Below are 18,367 nucleotides of genomic sequence, written 5' to 3'. Positions count from 1 at the left end.
ACTACTTAAAGACTATTAGTATCGTGTGGTATTATTCATATGCTATCGCTGCCACAGCGACGGCACCCGACCGGAACCACCGAGACGATCCCCCCTCTGCGTTCCGTGTTCTCGCTGGCGAAGACCCGGTGCGATAGAACGTCCCGGCTGTCGTCGGGCGCTTCGTGCCTATCCCTGGAAACAGCGGTCTCCCGGTGGCTCCGGTCGAGAGGAGGTGATACTCCAGTCCGATGAACCGATGACGCTCGACGCGAGCTGACGATACAGGGATACCAGTGGCAGGCCGATGTCGCGGTGCCCGGGACCGGCAGCGGGACGATCGGCTCCACGCAACTGCAGGAGCGGATTCACGTCTGGCAGACTGACGCTTCGGTCGACGGGTGATGTGTCAAACTGTACCGCTGCGTAGAACAATTGAAATAGTGGTGTGTCTATGATGGCTCCTGAGAACATTTGAAACGGTGGTAGACGAAGAGACCCTGTACTCGCCTCCCCAGAACAACTGAAACGGTGGTGTGTCTCCCCCCTCGTTCCAAGACCATTCGCAACGGTGGTACGTGAACAGCGGGTGGGGTCTCCGATTGCAAGAACAATTGAAACGGTGGTGTGTGTCTGAACCGGCAGCGTAGACAACGAGACTACTCCCGGCCGTAGTCGTCTCTGTCTATGTGGGACACCGCTGCGCAAGCCAGACGGACTGTCCAGCGGCGACGACCGACAGTCGGCGGCCTACGGCGGCCAACTGGAAAGCGAGGGGCGTTCCGCGTCCCATTCGATCGCGGCCAACGCGGACGGCAGTTGCCGGAGTCGCTCGCGTTCGGCGACGTCGCGGTCGGCGAGTCGGAGACGCGGACGGTCACGCTCAGCAACGCGGGCGACGCCCCGCTCGACGTGCGGGATGTCTCCGTCACGGACGAACACGCCGACTTCCGGGTCGTCGACGCACCTGACGGAGAACGCGTCAGTCCGGGCGACAGCGAGGGCGTCACCGTCACGTTCGCGCCGGCGGCCGACGGTCGGCAGACGGCTCACCTGAAGATCGCCACCGACGACACCGAATCGCCGATCGCCGTTCCGCTCTCCGGAACCGGGGACGTCCCTGACGACGGCGACGACGGAGAGGACGGCGACGACGGAGAGGACGGCGACGGTCCCGGTGATAATCCCGGTAGCGGCGGCGGTGCCGTGCCCGGCGACGGTGTCGACGGCGTCGACGTCACCGCGACCTCCGACGGCGCCCGGGCCGAGATCCCCGTGACCGGTGCCGGGGTGACTCGCACTGCCGACCTCGGCACCACCGCCGTCGAGGACGGCATCGGCGTCACCGGCTTCGGCGTCCAGTTGCTCGACGACGAGGCCGTCTCGTCGGTCGACTACCGGTTCCGGGTCCGCTCCGGCGCGCTGCCGTCCGGGACGGTACCGGAGAACGTGAGCCTGTACCGGTACGCCGACGGCGAGTGGACCGCTCTCGACACCGAGTCCCTCGGCGACGACACGTACGAGGCGAGCTCGCCCGGCTTCAGCCCGTACGCGATCGGCGTCCAGACCGGGGACGACGCCGATCCCGTCGTCAGGGTCACCGAGGCGGCCGCCGAGGACAGCGAACTCGCCGTGAACGAGGAGACCACTGTCACGGCGACCGTCGAGAACGTCGGCACGACGGAGGACACCTTCACGGCGAACCTGACCGTCGACGGAGAGACGGTGCAGCAGGAACGCGTGACCGTCGGTGCCGGGGCGTCCGAGACGGTGACGTTCACGGCGTCCTTCGACGCCGAGGGTACCTACGAGATCGGCGTCAGCGGGACGGCCGCGGGAACGATCGAGGTGACGACCGGCGACCGCGGCACGGAGACGGAAACCGGGACGCCGACGGGGACGGCCGAATCGCCCGCCGGCGACAGAGAGGGGAGCTCCGGGCTCCTCGTCGTCGCGCTGATCCTGGTCACCGTTCTCGTCGTCGGAGGCGTGCTCCTCTACCGCCAGGGGTACTTCGACCAGCACCTCCCGGACGGTGGTGATCAGCGCTAGAGACGGCAACGCCACTCCGGGGCTATGACGTCCACGTAAACTTCTCGTCGGGGGCTCCCCTTCAGGGTTGGCGCCGATCGAGGCAACTGCTAGGCGTTGCTAGAGTAGCTGTGGATAAGTGTACATCAACCAATATCTTAAGTGATGGTACATGCTATGAGTTGCCAATGCCTGATACTGAGTTGAAAGGTGCCGCGGATCGCACCCCCGTCCACGAAACAGACTTCGACCCGGAATGTGGCCAGTCAGCAGTCCTCGCACTGATACACGCGTTAGCGGCAGTCCAGGACGCCGAGCCCGACGAGATCACACCCCTCGGGACGATCGTCGACGGTGACAGCATGGAGACGCTGGTCGAGGAGTATCCGGACTCGGCTCCACGGCCGTTGCGACTCGAGGCCACGGTCGATGGCTGGGACGTGGCGATCCGGAGCGACGGCGTCGTTCAGATCTACGACGTCCAAGCTACGTCTGATTCGACGCAGTCAGCCGAGAGCACAGTTAGCTAGCGGAGAAATTGAACGCGCTGACACACTCGAGGGGCACCCGGGATGCCCCTCGATGTGTAACTAGTTTCAATTTCTACTACAACGGCAATCCTCCAAGAGCTGCCCAGCTGTACCGAGTGTACGACAGCGGTCTCGTAGCCGAAGAGCCAGCATAGGAGTCCTTCGAACAGTATCCCCGACCGAAGCGGATCGACGCGCTGGACGTCGTGCAGCGCGGGTAACGGCGGCTCACTGCGACAGCAGCGGCTAGCCGACAGACGGTTCCAGAATCGCGTTCACCCGCTCGCCGCCGGGCAGGACGACGAACGGGCACGTGCTCGGAGTAGCTGTCAGAGGCGAGTCCGAGCAGCATCACGTTCCCGGCTGAAATGCATAGTAAGAGTGACCGAGGAGAAAACTGTAATCTAGCACAAGGTTATAATAACAAACACGTTGGCGTCGTATCCTGTACACTGAAGAGCGTCGTGCGAGACGCCGGGACGTCCACTGCCCGTCTCTGAGTCGTGATCGACCCTCACTCGGCAGTTGCCCGAACTGCGAAACAGAGCGACAGTCAGTGCATCAACTGATCGAATCGGAGGAGAACGACGGTGCGACGGGGGTCTCTGCGGAGTGCCCCTCGCGTACCGACGTCGTCGAACCGACCTGACGTCCGCGAGAGCGAGTCGTTCGTGAGAGCGAAGTTCACTCGCCAGCCCGAAGACTCGTGTTTCGGACGACGCCGGGGAACTCGCCCTGTTCCGTCGGAGACTCCGCCGTCAGCCGGCCAGTCGAAGCGTGGCTCCGTAGCGACTGCTAGAGGCAGACCCACACCGCTTGCGGCAGGCGGCAGTACGGTATCGCCTGCAGGGGGCGACCTTCTGACGAGCTGCTAGAAGTCGTGGTCGCTGGGTCCGGTACTCGCGACACACATCTAGTATACCCAATAAATATTTAGTAACTGGAAGTGAGGTCGCAGCTATGTTCCAGAACGTGCGTTCTGGGGACCGGCAGTCGATCGGGACCGCGTGCGAAGCGTGGACAGAGCCCACTGACGATCCCGGTCGAAACTGCAGTGGCGAGCAGTTCGTACGCTGTGAGAGGACGGAGTCCGTGTCGGGTGGCTCGACGGCATCGGTCAGACGGGCCGGCCAGGGACGAGAGGTGACTGCGTCCGTGAACGTCACGCCGGACGCCGGCGGTGCCCCGTCCCGGTCAATGAGAAGCGAGGACGGCATCGACGACTCGAACGGCGTCGTGACCGGATGCATCGCTACGGGATCCGCTGTCGGGTGGTCGCAATGATAGCAAGCGACAGTGCGTCCGAAGAGGCCGTCGTGGTAATCCAGGACCGCAGCGGCGTACTCGACGTCTCTATCGACGCCGATCACTGCAGGATCGAGTGGACGATTCGAGAGCGGTCGACCGGCGAGTGGCAGGCCCATATCGAGACCGAAGGTGGCGGCGAGAGCCGGAGTCGCTTCTCGAGTCGTGAGCAGGCCTTGCTCTCCGTACTCGAACGGGCTGGCGTCTGCGAAGTGAGCGACGACTCCGCTACAGACGATCAGCGTGGCACATAGATTTCGGCGTTCGCATCTACTGTTTCGCCGTGGGGGGATCAAACGCTACACGCGCGAGGATCGCCTGCACGGCCGAGATAGTATACGGCCAGTACGATGCCGAGACCTCGGAAGACCGGACCGGCAACCGAAACCGCCGTCACTGAACTGACGCCTGCAATCAGTCCGAGGAGTCCGGCTCCACAACCTGCACAGCCGATCACGAAGGCCCCGGGAAGCATCGCCGCGATCCCACGACCTCCAGAATTTGTGGTCGCCTTCGTTCGAGTTACTGCGAGCCGCATCATCATACCGCCAATTATCGCGTAACCGATCACCGTAATTCCCCCGAACACCCCTTCCGATTCGAGGGTGAGCCACCACAACGATGTGAGAGATTCGACCCAGTACTGGGGACCAGCCAGCATCATCTGATACGAGTACGTCGGGAATGTCACGAGCAGCAACCCTGCAAACAAAGCAATCGTAATAAGTAGCGTTTCTAGAGCACGACGTGGATTACCAAGTGTGAATCTGGTAGCTTCCCACGCGCCCGAACCCGTCTCGTGTAAACGCTGGTGGATGTGTGTCATTACTCGAGATAACTGTCGATGACCGTCTCGAACCGTGAGTACGGCTGGGCTCCAGATATCGTTCGAGACTCATCGAAGTCGTCACCGTAGACGATGAAATAGGGCGTCCCCTGTAGACCCTGTTCACGCCCTTCTTCGAAATCAGCCGCTACGGCTGATTCGTACTTGCTGTTTTCGAGATGGGTGCGGATTGAATCGCCGCTAACGCCGTTAAACGAATCCGAAAGGGAAACGAGGTTGTCGACAGACGCCCACCCGGAGTTCTGCTCCCCGTCATACGCGTCCGTGACCGTCTCGTACCACGACCAGAAGATGTCCTGATCCCCGTCAACCTGACGCCAGACGGAATGTGCAGCCTGGGCCGCCCGGAGCGAGTCATCGCCAAACACGCCGAGCGGTTTGACGATCAGACGAACCTCTTCTGCAGACGAGATATGGTTGTCCTGGATCTCTGGAAGCGCCTCTGCTTCGAACTTCGCACAGAACGGGCACTGGAAGTCTGAATAGTACAACATCGTCACGGGCGCTTCGTCAGAGCCGAGACGCGGTCGATTCGAGAGCTGTACCGGAGGCGAGGTCTCCTCCGTGTCTTCCCCCTCAGTCGGCGTTGGGTTTTCCGTCTGCGGTCGAGCGGAACGGGTATCGAGTTCAGATAGCGAGGTGAGATATCCACCAGTGATTGCTCCACCAGTGATTGCTCCACTAGCGAACGTGAGTACTGTCCGGCGGTTGATATCGGGAATGTCCATTAACTGGAAGTTGTTATCGATTACGTATAAATATTGTTCAAGGTATTGCCGATCTCATCGCTGTTGGTCGAATAGATCGATCCGGGGTTCGACACTACAGTGAACCGCCTCGGGGTCAAGCCCCGAGGCACTCGGCCTGCTCCGCCTGTAGAAGTCGAAAATATTTCCACATCGAGGGGCACCCGGAGCGCCCTTCGAGTGTGTCATCGCGTTCAATCTCTACTAGAGCGACGAATCCGGTTCTTCCGATGGCGAGACCGGGCCGACTGACGCGAAGCCGTGATACCTCCACCGGGGAATCCCGGACCTGTAGGGGTGGGGAAGTCGATCACCCCGGGCAGCATCACGACCAGAACCGCCATCGGTCACGTCGTTCTCGTCCCCGTTATCGTCCGTCGCCGTCCGTATTTCCACCGCCGCCCGTCCGCCCGCTACCGACCTCCGACGCCTGCGGGTGCTCGTGATGCGACACTACGTCGTCGACGGCCGCCGCGCCGTGGTCCCGGAGCAGCGACGTCGCCTCCCGGGCGCGACGCTCCGAGACCACGACGGCGACGCGCGGGCGCTCCCGCTCGGGGACGCGCCGGTACGTACCGAGCAGTCCGCCGAGGAAGCCGCCGCTGGCCGCGCCGAGCCCGAACCCGAGGAAGGTGAGCGCGTACGGCCCGGAGGCCATGATCGGCGCGAATCGCCACGCGGGCACGAGGTGCCGGCTCACGGCGAGCAGCAGGACGGCGCCCAGAAGCCCGCCGAGCAGGCCGCCCCAGGCGAGCCCGCGCTCCTCCGGCATCGCGACGGTCGGGTCGAAGAATGGGTCGTCGACGTCGGGCTCGGACGGGTCCAGACCCGCCCCGCGGAGGGCGTCCCTGGCGGCCTCGGCGTCCTCGCCGTCGTCGAAGGCCGCTACCAGCCGTCTCATCGGGCGTCACCCGGTTCCTGTAGCATGGCGTGTAGCTGTCCCTGCACCCGCCGGCTGATCTGGTCCGGGCCGCCGACGACCCAGCCGTGGTTGTACTTCCGGTCGTAGGGCGCGGCCTCGTGGGGTCGAGTGAGGTTCGTCAGGTAGTTCGCGACCGTCTCCGGGACGCCGTCCTGCTCGACGCAGAGCATCGGGCCGTGCTTGCCGCGGTGGCTCTCGACGCAGGCCGGCAGGGCGACCTGCCAGTCTTCGGGATTGACGAAGACGAAGTTGTGCCCGCTCTCCGCGATGCCCCAGCCGATCGACCGTCCCCACTCGCCGAACACCCAGCCCTGGTTCCGTCCGATGTCCTTGTACCCCGCGAGGCCGACGCTCAGTCCGTAGGGGTCCGAGCCCTGCGGGATGCGCTGGACGTGTCCGAACTGCGCGAGGTCCCGCGCGACGGTGGCGCTGATCTTGCTCTCGTCGCCGAGGAGGTACATGTACGCCTCGTCGAAGCGGGCCTCGAGCTGGCGGCGCGTCGGCCCGGGAATGCGGTCGTCGCCGACGTAGAGGAAGCCGTCGCCGCCGTGGGCGTTCCAGGACTGGGCCGGCATCGCCGTCCGGAGGTCGTCGAGACTCGCGACGTACGCGGTGTCCCGGTGGTTAGCGTGGATCGTGCTGAGGTACTGGTCCGCATTGGCCGCGACCTCCACGGGCGTCTGGCCCTCGATCCGGCTGGTCTTCAGGCCCATCGCCTGCAGTTCCCGCTCGACGTCGGCGCTGACGTAGCGCTCGCCGCCGACGACGTAGGCCTGCGTGTCGCCGTCGACGTGGACGCCCTCAGGGTGGAGCCGCTGGATCTCCTCGCGGGTCGCCGCGGGCAGCGAGTCCCGCTCCGTCAGCAGGACGGCGCCGTCGATCGGGTGGTGGATGAAGGTGACCCCCGGCAGCGCTGCGCCGAGGTCGCTGTCGCTGACGAGGATCACCGCGCCCGGGCGCGTGTGCTCGTTGATCGCCGTGTAGACGTTCTGGGTGATCGCCGCCGCCGTCTCGTAGTCGCTCTCGCCGGCCAGCCGGGTCGTCATCGTCGTGACCGTCGACGGGTCGTACTCGACCGACTCCGGTCCGGTCTCCTCGTCCGCGCCCTGGGACGCTCGCTCGCCCTCGGACGCGGCCACGGCCGCGCCGGCGACCCCGGCCCCGGCCGGGAGGGCGGCCAGATCCCGCAGGAACTTCCGGCGGCTGCGGTCGGTCACAGCGCACCACCCGGCTTGAGCCCTTTCCGGACGAGCAGCCCGTTGACCGGCCAGGCGATGACGAACCCGACCAGCGTGGCGAAGCTCATCACGCCGAACCACAGCAGGTTGTCGTCGCCGGGCATCATCGGCAGCTCCATCATCATGAGGATCCACATCCCGCCCATCATGCCGACGGAGACGCTCGTCATGCTCACGGCGACCAGCTGTGCGCCTCGCCGCGCCGCGGAGCGCGTGTCCATTCCCTGAGAGTCCCTGAGCATGGGTACGTGGAAGACGAGCCACGAGACGAGGAAGGCGACGGCGTAGACGATCACGATCAGCAGCGTCATCGCGTTCCCGAGCCAGAACAGCGGCCCGTCGAAGACGACCATCGGGATTCCGAAATACGTCAGCAGGAAGGCGGTCGCGATCATCGTGCTCGCGGCGAAGCCGACCCCCATCGCGGTCGCCGTCGCCGCGCGGAGCCAGTACGGTCGCAACACCCGGGGTCCCTGCTCGGTGTCGACGACCTGCCGGCCCCGGTAGCTCGCCCAGTAGAGCGCGAGCCCGACCGGCCCGATCAGGAGCGTCAGCAGCGGCCAGACCATCTTGGTCCAGTCGTTCAGCGCCGTCAGCCGGTGGCGCGAGTGGACGAAGGCGAACGACGCACCGAGGAGGCAGACGGCCGCCCACACGCCGGCGACCGCCTCGAGCGGGCTCAGCCCGGCTCCCTGGTGGCGGTAGGGCGTGATCTCGACCGCGTAGTCGAGCCGGCCCTGCGTCACCCACGAGACCTGGTCGGTGGTCCCCATCGCGAACAGGTGGTTGAACGGCCCCTCCATCGGCGACGTGAACCACGCCGGCTGGGTCTGCCAGGCGTACCCCTCCGTGACCGGCGGCAGGGTGCCGTCCTCGTCGACCAGGAGGATCGGCCCGGCCTTGCCCCACTGGAGGTTCGCCGCCGAGACGGCGTGGGCCGGCTCCGAGGGGTTGACCAGCATGAAGTTATAATACCCGACCTTGTCGCGCTCGTGGATGCCCCAGCCGAAGTCCCGTGACTCGTCGCGGAACTCCGCGATCTCGACCGCGTGGGCCTGGGGCGTGTCGCCCGCGACGCGCGTCCACTCCACGTCCAGCGATCCGAGCGCGTCGTCGCTCACGAGCCCGGGCGGCGCGAGGACGTAGGCGTGGCTGGCGTTCAGCTCGTCGATCGCCCGCCGCGTCGCCTCGGGCACCTCGTCCTCGGTCGCGTACAGGATCGGGTCGCCGGAGTAGGCGCTCCAGGCGGCGGCCGGCAGCGCCCACTGCGGTTTCTCGCCGTTGACGACGACGACGGTATCCGTGCTCGCGCCGCCGGTCCCGTTCCCGCGGGTGGCGAGCGCGGCGGCCGTCTCCGCGGGACTGCCCCCGGAGACGGTCACCGTCGAGACGTCGGACGCGGTCCCGGTCTCGGGCGGGGTGGCGTTCCCGTACAGCAGCAGAGCGTCCGCGCTCGCGCGCAGGCGAGAGGCCGCGAGCGCCGCCTGCCAGTCGCCCTCGGGAACCCGGACCACAGTCGAGTAGTTCAGGCCGGACCCGGGCGGCCGCGCCGCCCTGGCCGTCAGTTCGCTCTGTCGCTGCGGGTCGTCCGCGGGGAACCGGCTGACGTCCTTCGTCTGGACCGTCGCGTACGACTCTTCTGGGGTCTCGCCGTAGTCGAACAGCGTCAGCCCGACGACGTAGAGCGGCTGGGTGGCGACGAGTACGGCCGCGAGGGCGGCGACGCCCACCGCGAGCGCCTTCCAGGGCTTCACGGTGGCTCACCTGGCCTCGGTCCGGCACCGCTGGCTGTACCGGGCGCTCCCGTCCGGTCGAGCGCTCGACTGTCGATCGTGGATGGAGTCTCGGGTTGCATCAGCGTGTTCGCGTCGTCACGTCGAAAGAGGGTCGTCGTGAGCGGTCGGGGTCGCGCGTCAGCGCGTCGGTCACCAGTCGAGGCGGGCAGGGCCGGGACGGCTGGTGAACGGACGCGGGAACGAGTTCTCGGCTGGGGACCGCCTCAGTCGGCCATCTCGCGGCAGGTCTCCGCGCAGTCGCTGACCACGTCCGCGCAGACCTGACAGTGCTCGTGGTCGTGACGCTCGCACTCTTCGGCGCACTCCTCGCAGACGCCGGCGCAGACCCTGGCGATCTGCTTGCGGTATCCCGAGTCTCGCGCCATGAACTGGGCGTGCAGCACGGCCAGGTCGGCGACGTCTCGGCACAGCTGGATGCAGCGCGCCATGTCCTCGTCGCCCAGCTGGGCGCACTCGTCCGCGCACCACTCGCAGGCCTGTGCGGCCTCGAGGCAGTCGTCGATGCACTCTGCCATCTCGTCGTTCTCGCCGACGTGGGGGATCTCTGTCAGAGCCATAGCGTCGCTAGCTGGGGCCCGGACGCCCTTTGTTATCGACCGACCGACGCGCACAGGGAATCGGTGAGGGGTCTGTACGCTCCAGTTATCCCGAACGCACAACGAGTGAGGGCGGCGTAAGGCCGCCCTACATAGCCACTCCCGCTCGGAACCGGACTGAAGGAACTCCGGCCCCAAGGGTCGTGCATGGACACGACCGTCCACACGCTGGGCGCGCTCTTCGCCATCGCGAGCGGGACTGGAGCCGTGCTCCTCGCGGTCCTGTTCTGGAACGTCCTCCGCGAGTCGCCGTTCGGGACGGTGGTCGCGCTGCTCTCGGTGACGATGTCGGCGACGATCGGCTACCACGTCGTCCTGTTCGTCGCCGAACCCGACACAGTACTGCTCGAGACGCTCCGCAGCGCGCTCTACACCGTCGTGGCCGTCGTCATCTGGCTCGTTATCGCGACCCACCGCCGGATCGAACGCCGGGCCGCGGAGGGATAGCGATGCTCGAGGGCTTCCCCTTCGCCGCCTACAACCTGGCCGTCGGCCTCCTGACCGGCCTGGGCATCGCCTCCGTCCTCGTCAGGCCTACCGTCGTCGACTACGACCGATTCCTCCTGCTGACGGTCGCCGGCCTGGTGCTGTTCCTCATCGGTGGGCCCGTCACGGAGCTCGCGGCCCCGTCGCTGGTCCACTGGGTCCACGGCCTCGCCGCGCTCATGGTCGTCCTCGGGCTGTACGACCCGCTGGAGAACGACCTGCGCCGCGACGCGTGGGCGGACGTGCTCCTCGAAGAGCCCGTCCAGGTCCGCCAGCGCGCGGCGTGGATGACGCCGATGGACGACGACGTCCTCCGGCTGTTCCACTCGAAGGACCTGGTGCTCACGCCCGCGATCATCGCCTACAACATCGACTACAGCCGCGAGGAGGTCAACCGCCGCCTCGCCGAGCTGGAAGACCACGGGTTCGTCGAGCGGGTCGAGCGCGGCAAGTACCGCATCACCGACCTCGGAACGCAGTACGTCGAGGGAGCCGTCGCCAGCGGTCCGCTGGCTCGCCCGTGGACTGTCCGGGCTGACGAGGGGAAGACGGAGCGGTGACCCAGCGGAACGGGACCTGCGATTGGCGGGGACGCCGTTGTCCTCTGTTCCCGATTCGTGGCTTCCGAAATAATATTGTGGTGACGATTTGATCGCTACGACACATGCGTGTGGCGTTTCTCTCTAACGTTGTCCACCCCTTCATCACCGGAGGTGCGCAGAAGCGCATCCACGAGATCGGGACTCGCCTGGTCGCGGCGGGCCACGACGTCACGATCTACGGGCGGCACTTCTGGGACGGGCCCGAGGAGACGGAACACGAGGGGATGACGCTGCGGGCGGTCGCGCCGGAGGCGGAGCTGTACGTCGACGACCGTCGCTCGATCACGGAGGCGATCGACTTCGCGGCCCGGGCGGCGTGGCCGCTGCGCAAGCGCCTGCGGCGGAGCGAGCACGACCTCGTCGTCGCCTCGGTGTTCCCGTACTTCCCGGTGCTCTCGGCGAAGGTCGCGTGCGTCGGAACCGGCGTGCCGCTGGTGACGACGTGGCACAAGGTGTGGGGGGACTACTGGGAGGAGTACCTGGGCGCGCTCGCGTCGGGCGGGAAGGTCGCCGAGCGACTCACGGCGAACGTCCCGCAGTACCCCGTCGCCGTCTCGGGGATCACGGCCGATCGGCTGGCCGGCGTCGGGCCCGATCGCGAGGGCGTGGCCGTCGTCCCGAACGGCATCGACGTCGAGCAGATACGGACGGCGTCGCGCCCGGAATCGGGCTACGACGTCCTCTTCGCCGGGCGACTGGTCGAACACAAGAACGTCGACCTCCTGCTGGAAGCGTTCGATCGGGTGGCCGACGACCGCGACGCTGGGGGTCGTCGGCGACGGTCCGGAGCGCGAGCGACTCGAGGCGCAGCGCGACGACATGACCCACGCCGACCGCGTCGAGTTCCTGGGCTTCCTGGAGGAGTACGAGGACGTCCTCGGACACATGCGCGCGACGGACGTGTTCGCGTCGCCGTGGACCCGCGAGGGCTTCGGGCTGACCTTCGCCGAGGCGATGGCGGCCGACTGCGCGGTGATCGCCGCCGACCACCCCGATTCGGCGGCCGACGAGGTGATCGGCGACGCCGGCTACCTGATCGACCCCACCGCGGACGCGCTCGCGGCGACGCTCGAGGAGGCGCTGGACGGAGCGCGACCCGACGAGGAGCCGCAAACGCGCGCCGAGCAGTTCGACTGGGACGCCGTGGCCGACCAGGCCGAAGACGCCTACGAGCGCGCCATCGAGGGCGAGTGGTCGGTGTCGACGGTCAATTCGGCCACACTACTGCGCGGTAATATGTAGTCACCCATACTTATTTGCTCAGTGACGGCATTTTCTCACGTGATGGTCCACATCCTGTTGCCCATCGGTACAGACGACGAGCGCGCCATCGTCCAGGCGGAGACGGTCAGTGAGCTGTTCGACAGCGAGAACCTGACGGCGCACCTGTTCCACGATTTCACTGACAACCCGGAGGGCGGATCGGTAACCCAGGTCGGCTCCGTGAGACGCGCTGCCGAGGTCCTCGAGGACGCCGGTAGCGACGTAGCGTACCACGAAACGAGTGGCGACCCCGCTGAAACCGTCATCGAGACCGCCGACGACCTCGACGTCGACGCGATCTGCCTCGCTGGCCGGAAGCGCTCACCGGCCGGAAAGGCCCTCTTCGGAAGCGTTTCCCAGGAAGTCATCCTGGGCACTGATCGACCTGTTATCGTCTGCAGTCCCGACGACGAGACGTGACTGGAGTCGTTCCGGCCAGCCGACCGGTCGTCGCATGCGACCGCATTACACAGTTCGTCGTTCTACCGGCGACCCGACAAGAGGCGAGGAAGACGCCGCTCCGCGAGAATCCATCGCGGCGCCGCCGACGAGCAGCCCGACAAACAAATCCACGTACTGATCCGGGCCTGAGCGGACGACGATCGTCCGGTAGAGACGCGAGAGGCCGGCGATGGCGAACGATAGAGGAGACGCGCCCTTCTGAAACCCGTAGCCACCGACGAGCCCACAACGGTTAACCGCCAGCCTTCAGACCCCGACACGTATGAACGAAGACGAGCGTGATCGGCTGATCGATCGCTACCTGGATGGAATAGACCAGGGAGACAAAGACCTGCTACGCGACGCTTTCACACCGGACGTCGTCCACGAGCACCCCGAGCGTGATATCGAGGGGATCGACGAGTTCCTGACGTTCAAAGTCGACGAGCAGCCGCCGCAGGAATCCGAACACGAGGTGAGCCGCCGTATTCACGTTCCGGAGGCGTCTGTGGTCCAGGGACGCAAGGTCGGAACTGTCGAGGGCGAACCGGTCGACGTCCAGTTCTGTGACGTCTACGAATTCAATGCGGACGAATCAGCGATCACGAAGCTTTCTGTCTACGTACGGGAGTGAGCCGTCGGCAAGGTCGCTCCGCCTCTGAAGCCGGTTGTCGTCGGTCCTCTGTCGATGACATCAGTGGACGAGCGGGACGATGTTCTCGGGAACCGTTCGATCAATCGCTGAGCAAGGAGGCTGCACCGATCACGACCGGAGACGCGATACCTCCACCGGATCGGATCGGGCTTTCCACTACTTGCGCATATCGTCCCTGGCCCAGAGATAGACGATTACTGGAGAGTACGTCCGGGGGATTCCGGCGGGCGAAATGGAGGGTTCGATTGTATGGTATACTTGCCCGACGTCCACTGCTAAAAGCGAAGCACACCGCTCAGTTGTCCGAAGTGGGGAGGACGAACCCCCCGGTTCGCACCGACTTCGCCAGCTGTCATCTCCCCAGGGGACGTGGGAGAGTCAGGTCACCGGCCAAAAGGGGTGCAACGCCCTCTCGGCGGTGACCTGCTTTGGGTGGGTGGGCCGGGGCAGCGTCGTAGTCCCGGCATAGCTACGATTGGTAGCCAGCCATGAGAAATTGGCCCCTAAATAGCTAGGAAAACGACACACGGGGATGGTGGAGCCCCGTGTACCGGGATCGCTATCGATGGTGGGGGTTGATGGGGGTGCCGGCATCCGGGGGGATTCCGGCACGCGAAACCACTCTCCCAGTTGTAAAGTACGCTGGGGCGATATCAATCACTGAAATGTCATTCTATATCGTGTACGACAGCGCGGTCCGCGTGCTGTTGGGACACCGTGTCCGTGGAGGAGAACACGAGGTACCCTGAAACGGCCTATCGCGACACGTTCACCCAGAGGTGGAGGTCCCGATACGCCGCGGACCGGTTCAGCGGCGAGGGCGGATCGCCGCGGTACAGCAGGTACTGCAGGCGGAGACGCTCGCCGGTCGTCGACGGTGCGACCTCGTGGCTGCGGTGCCAGGTCTCGTTGTGGGCGACGGTCGCCTCGAAGCGCCGCACCTCGGTCGCCTCGCGTACCCGGGTCTCGTTGTCGACCACCTCGACGCGCTGGATCTCGGCCACGACGGTGTAGTCGGTCCGCTCGTGCTCGTGGTTGCCGATGCCGACGATCAACTCGCGTGGCTCGCCGGCGGTGAAGTTCGTCGGGTAGCCGTCGGCGACGAGGTCGCCGCTCTCCGACTCGGTCAGGAGGTAGAACTCGGAGAACTGCTCGCCCTGTTGGGGAACGGCGACGGCGTAGCCGACGCTGGCGGTCGCGACCAGCACGCTGACCACGAGCAGGGCGTTCAGGGCGGCGTCGGTCCGCGTGGCGGGCTCGAACAGTTCGGCGCGGGCGTCGGCGTACCACCGGCCGTAGGGGACGCGGAAGCGTTCCTCGGGGGGAAGCTGCCAGCGGCGCGCGGCCGCCAGCCTGGCCCCTGCGAGGGCGAACGCACTCAGCGAGGCCATGATCGGGACCAGGCGGATGCCCCACGGCGTGAAGTTCAGCGCGAGGCCGATCAGCGGGACGACGGCGATGATCAGGCCGAAGGACAGCGCCACGCGCTCGATGCCGTCGACGCCGCCGCTGCGGTCCTCCCACGCGGTCGCGTCCGCCTCGCCGTCCCCGGTGAGGTCGACGTCCTCCCGCACCGCGGGGCTGCCGTCCTCGGGGAACAGCGCGGCGACGAACACGTAGCCGGGGACGAACAGCACGAACGGGAGGCCGACGACGAGCCGCAGGGGCGTCTCGGCGATCCCGGGCAGAAACACGGCCGCGTTGACGACCAGCGTCACCGCGACGGCGGCGGCGAGGTCGGCGGGCAGCCGACGGACCGGCCGGGGGACCAGCAGCCAGAACGTCCGTCGTCGTGACATCGAGTCGAAGGAACGCGACACCCCGTCAAAAAAGGCGTGGTCGCGTCCGCCGACTCGCCGACCCCGCCGTGGCGCAGATAGTGACTGGGAGCTGATAGTAGCGGCCGACCTCCTCCTCAGATATCACTATCGATAATTGCGGGGGGTAGCTTTACTGTCCGGAGCGCCAAGTGGGTCGCATGACGAAGGGCTCTGCGGTCGTTCGCCACGCGTGGGACGTGGGGGTACTGCTCGCGATGGGGCTGGCGTACGTCGTCCTGCTGACGGTCGGGACGATCGGGCGGGCCGTCTATCGCCGACTCCGCCCGATCGTCGCGGTCCCCGGTCGGATCAGGCGCCGTGTTGCCGGCCCGTCCGAACCGGCGACGGAAGCCCCGCGCGGCGCCGGCGACCCGCCCGCGCGGTGACGAGGGTTCGGGACCATCGAGGACAGGTAGCGACTGGCGACGGCACCACGCCGACCGACGATCCGTTCTCGCGTCGCTCCGTCGTCGGACGGCTATCGCTCCGATATCAGGTCCTGAAACGAACTGCGATAGTTTCAATTTCCACTGTCGTCCCCGGACGCGTCCGACTCCACGGCGAGGAGCACGGCCGCGGCGTCGACGGCGTCCTCGGCGTCGACCGCTCCTTCCCCCGCGAAGGTAACGAGCTCGTAGGCGTCCGTGACGGTGGCGAGCGCGGCCCGTTCCGTCGAATCGAGGCGCGAGCCGCAGGCCGCCATGAACTCCCGGTGCGTGAGGTGCTCCGGCAGGCCCGCGTGCCCCTCCAGGTGCCGCCGGCTCGCCGCGTAGGCCGAGACCACGGCCGTCTCGCCGTCGCCGCCGGACAGCGCCTCCCGCGCCCGGCCGAGCGGCCGCTCGGGATCCACCGGATCGGTCGATTCTGCTGCTACCGCCGGCACCGCGTCGCCGCCCTCGGCGACGGACGTGCTCTCCGCGTCGCTCGACCGCGACGACCGGCGCCAGCGGAGCGCGGCGGCCAGCGCCACGAGCGCGACGGCGACGGCGCCGCCGCCCAGCGCCAGGAAGCGGTCTGAGACGGCCACGCCGATCAAGTCGGCGAGCAGGGACGACGCACCCGTATCGAGGTCAGCATCGCCGGCGGCCAGCGTCGTCCGAGCCCGCGCGGAGCCGAGGTTCGTCCCGCCCCCGTCGAAGCGGGCGACGACGGCGACCTGGCCCGACGCGTTGTCCGGCAGGTCCTCCCGGTCGACTGCCAGACGGTACGCGCCGGACCCGTTGGTCTCCGCCGTCCCGACCTGCTCGCCGCCGACCACGACGGTCACCGTCTGCCCGTCCACGGGGTCGCCGTCCGCCGCCTGGGACTGGTCGCCGCTCCCGGCCTGCAGGGCGACGCCGTCCCCGGACCCGGAGTCCGCGCCGCTCGCCAGCCCCGGTGACCGTTCGGCATCTGCACCCGGAACGGCGGCGAGACCGGCCCCGAGAGCGGCGTTCGATCGCGGTCCGGGTGCGGGTCCGCCGCTCGGCCCCGGTGCGGCCCCGCCGCCCGCGTCCGGCGCCGCGTCGCCTTCCGTTGCTGTGTCGCTCCCCTCCGCGTCGTCGGCCGGCCCGGACTCACCGGTCACCAGGCGACCTGCGACGACCACGGTCGATCCGCTCCGGTCGGCCTCGACCGTGAGGGTCGTCGCCGTCTCGAGGACGGTCACCGACGACGAGGCGTTCGCTGGCTGGAGCGCGCGGTCCGCATCGCCCGCGGCGGCGCGGACGGTGGCGTCGCCCGGCCGGACCGACGCCGGTAACTCGCGCTGGATGCGGGCGTACCCGCCGTCGCCGGTGCGGGCGTCGTCTGGGAGCGCGCCGGCGACGGTGGTCCCCACGACCAGGCCCGGGACCGGCCGGCCGTCGACCGTCGCCCGGACCGTCGCGTCGAACCGCTGGCCGTACTCGACCTCCCCGGGCGAGACCCGCAGGTCCAGGGTCGGCGTGGCCGGTTCGACGGCGACGCTGGCGTTGGCCGTCGCCGCGAGGTACGCCGAGGCGTTCGGCGGGGTGAACTCGACGGCGGCGGCGCTGGCGTTCGCGGGCAGCGTCACGGGCCTGTAGGTCACCGCGAACCGCCCGTCGTCGTCGGTCTCGACCGCGTAGGTCCGGTCGTGGACCCGCACGCGCCCGCGCTGGTTCGCCACGGCGCTGCCGTTCTCGTCGGTGACCCGTCCCTCGACGAGGAGCGGGTCGTCGAACGCGACGGTCGTGCCGTTGGTGGCGACCGTCAGGTCGGTCTCGCGGAACGTGGCGGCGACCTCGCTGCGCAGCTCCGTGACGTCCTCGGTCGTGTTCCCGATGGCCGCCTGGCTCTCGTCGAGCGAGCGCCCCGTCCGGTCCTCGATTTGCTCGAAGTCCGTCCGGAGCGACTCGCCGAGCCGGTCCGCGCGCTCGCTCTGCCGCAGCACTTCCCGCGCGTGGCGCCGCGCCGCGGTCGTGTTCCCGGCCGCCCGCGCCTCCTCGTACGCCGCGTACTCCGACTGCGAGGTCTGCACCGCGTCGACGTACGCCCGCTGGGTCTCGCGGGTCTCCGACAGCTGCTCGGCCGTCTGGTCGTCGCCTTCGCCGTCCGTCTCGCCGGCGACCTCGACGTACTGATCGAGCTGGGCCTGGTACTCCTCGCCCAGAATGTCGTCCGCGCGCTCGTACTGCCCCTCCGAGACGTTGATCGCGCTCTCTCCGAGCCGACCGGCGAGGCGTCCCTCGAGCCACCGGGCCAGTTCCTCCGTGTCGCCCTCCCGGCTCACGTTCTCCGGGCGCTCGTGCTGGACGTCGACGTCCGTCCCGTTGGTCGTCGGCGTCGCCTGCTGGGCGGCGACGTCGCTGGCCCCGACCGCACCCGCAGCGGCCGCTCCCGGGCCGGCGACGAGGCCGACCATGAGCGCGACCACGAACGTCCTGCATCCGGCGCGTGTCGGTTGCACTGTTGATTCCTGTCGGCGAGCGAGTAAATGAACGTTCCGGCTCTCGACGGCTCGCTCGGGGCTCCGAACCCCCGCCCAGCGCGACCCCGCTGTCGAGACCGGCACTTCCGACGTCGAGGGGCCGAGCGAGCGGACTCGGTTCCCGCTTCTCGTTCCGTCGGTTCTTGCGCGTTGCTCACGGAGCGTCGGCCCCTAAGTTGTG

General features: G+C 67.4%; 17 protein-coding genes and 1 pseudogene. 10 read left to right on the top strand and 8 right to left on the bottom strand.

Annotated features, from left to right (window positions below; genetic code table 11):
* The first annotated feature begins 798 nt into the window (after positions 1-798).
* The 4 genes from LCY71_RS05340 (at position 799) to LCY71_RS05330 (ending at position 4,099) form a co-directional block, all read left to right on the top strand.
* Entirely contained in the window at positions 799-2,031 is a 1,233-nt protein-coding gene (locus LCY71_RS05340) for a choice-of-anchor D domain-containing protein (RefSeq protein ID WP_225335329.1), read from the top strand.
* Between the two features lie 167 nt (positions 2,032-2,198).
* Positions 2,199-2,540, top strand: coding sequence for a HalOD1 output domain-containing protein (locus LCY71_RS05335; protein ID WP_225335328.1), 342 nt, complete (start codon positions 2,199-2,201; stop codon positions 2,538-2,540).
* Between the two features lie 442 nt (positions 2,541-2,982).
* Entirely contained in the window at positions 2,983-3,189 is a 207-nt protein-coding gene (locus LCY71_RS21800; RefSeq protein WP_444542725.1) for a DUF7837 family putative zinc-binding protein, read from the top strand.
* Between the two features lie 631 nt (positions 3,190-3,820).
* Positions 3,821-4,099, top strand: a complete 279-nt coding sequence (locus LCY71_RS05330; protein ID WP_225335327.1) for a hypothetical protein — start codon at positions 3,821-3,823, stop codon at positions 4,097-4,099.
* Between the two features lie 38 nt (positions 4,100-4,137).
* Here the strand turns inward: LCY71_RS05330 and LCY71_RS05325 are convergent, their stop codons facing one another.
* The 6 genes from LCY71_RS05325 to LCY71_RS05300 form a co-directional block, all read right to left on the bottom strand.
* On the bottom strand, positions 4,138-4,671 hold the full coding sequence (locus LCY71_RS05325) for a hypothetical protein (RefSeq protein ID WP_225335326.1): 534 nt from the start codon (positions 4,669-4,671) through the stop codon (positions 4,138-4,140).
* Positions 4,671-5,420: a DsbA family protein gene (locus LCY71_RS05320; RefSeq protein WP_225335325.1), complete on the bottom strand. Its 750-nt coding sequence runs from the start codon at positions 5,418-5,420 to the stop codon at positions 4,671-4,673. The genes LCY71_RS05325 and LCY71_RS05320 overlap by 1 nt, the downstream gene beginning before the upstream one ends.
* Before the next feature lie 385 nt (positions 5,421-5,805).
* Positions 5,806-6,339: a hypothetical protein gene (locus LCY71_RS05315; protein ID WP_225335324.1), complete on the bottom strand. Its 534-nt coding sequence runs from the start codon at positions 6,337-6,339 to the stop codon at positions 5,806-5,808.
* Complete coding sequence (locus LCY71_RS05310; protein ID WP_225335323.1) at positions 6,336-7,577, bottom strand: cell wall-binding repeat-containing protein; 1,242 nt, start codon at positions 7,575-7,577, stop codon at positions 6,336-6,338. The genes LCY71_RS05315 and LCY71_RS05310 overlap by 4 nt, the downstream gene beginning before the upstream one ends.
* Complete coding sequence (locus LCY71_RS05305; protein WP_225335322.1) at positions 7,574-9,352, bottom strand: DUF4396 domain-containing protein; 1,779 nt, start codon at positions 9,350-9,352, stop codon at positions 7,574-7,576. Before LCY71_RS05305 ends, LCY71_RS05310 begins: the two co-directional genes overlap by 4 nt.
* Before the next feature lie 245 nt (positions 9,353-9,597).
* Positions 9,598-9,951, bottom strand: coding sequence for a four-helix bundle copper-binding protein (locus LCY71_RS05300; protein WP_225335321.1), 354 nt, complete (start codon positions 9,949-9,951; stop codon positions 9,598-9,600).
* Positions 9,952-10,137: 186 nt separating this feature from the next.
* Here LCY71_RS05300 and LCY71_RS05295 point away from each other — a divergent pair, with 186 nt between their 5' ends.
* The 5 genes and pseudogenes from LCY71_RS05295 (at position 10,138) to LCY71_RS05275 (ending at position 13,416) form a co-directional block, all read left to right on the top strand.
* Positions 10,138-10,437: a hypothetical protein gene (locus LCY71_RS05295; protein WP_225335320.1), complete on the top strand. Its 300-nt coding sequence runs from the start codon at positions 10,138-10,140 to the stop codon at positions 10,435-10,437.
* Positions 10,438-10,439: 2 nt separating this feature from the next.
* On the top strand, positions 10,440-11,036 hold the full coding sequence (locus LCY71_RS05290; protein ID WP_225335319.1) for a winged helix-turn-helix domain-containing protein: 597 nt from the start codon (positions 10,440-10,442) through the stop codon (positions 11,034-11,036).
* Between the two features lie 104 nt (positions 11,037-11,140).
* Positions 11,141-12,320, top strand: a pseudogene (locus LCY71_RS21650) (glycosyltransferase family 4 protein).
* A gap of 42 nt (positions 12,321-12,362) precedes the next feature.
* Entirely contained in the window at positions 12,363-12,761 is a 399-nt protein-coding gene (locus LCY71_RS05280; RefSeq protein ID WP_225335882.1) for a universal stress protein, read from the top strand.
* 304 nt (positions 12,762-13,065) lie between these two features.
* Positions 13,066-13,416: a nuclear transport factor 2 family protein gene (locus LCY71_RS05275; protein WP_225335318.1), complete on the top strand. Its 351-nt coding sequence runs from the start codon at positions 13,066-13,068 to the stop codon at positions 13,414-13,416.
* A 776-nt stretch (positions 13,417-14,192) separates the two neighbouring features.
* Here LCY71_RS05275 and LCY71_RS05270 read toward each other — a convergent pair.
* Positions 14,193-15,236 (bottom strand): DUF1616 domain-containing protein, encoded by a 1,044-nt coding sequence (locus LCY71_RS05270; RefSeq protein WP_225335317.1) that lies wholly within the window; start codon positions 15,234-15,236, stop codon positions 14,193-14,195.
* 179 nt (positions 15,237-15,415) lie between these two features.
* Between LCY71_RS05270 and LCY71_RS05265 the strand changes: the two genes are divergently transcribed.
* The gene (locus LCY71_RS05265; protein WP_225335316.1) at positions 15,416-15,643 is read left to right on the top strand and encodes a hypothetical protein; all 228 of its coding nucleotides are present in this window, start codon (positions 15,416-15,418) and stop codon (positions 15,641-15,643) included.
* Between the two features lie 134 nt (positions 15,644-15,777).
* On the opposite strand, the gene LCY71_RS05260 is transcribed toward LCY71_RS05265, so the two are convergent.
* Positions 15,778-18,165 (bottom strand): hypothetical protein, encoded by a 2,388-nt coding sequence (locus LCY71_RS05260; RefSeq protein ID WP_225335315.1) that lies wholly within the window; start codon positions 18,163-18,165, stop codon positions 15,778-15,780.
* Positions 18,166-18,367 lie beyond the last annotated feature (202 nt).

The sequence above is a fragment of the Halomicrobium urmianum genome (assembly GCF_020217425.1).
In the GTDB taxonomy this organism is placed as follows: domain Archaea; phylum Halobacteriota; class Halobacteria; order Halobacteriales; family Haloarculaceae; genus Halomicrobium; species Halomicrobium urmianum.
Note: the sequence above shows the minus strand (reverse complement) of the source record. Positions and strands in the feature narration are given on the sequence as shown.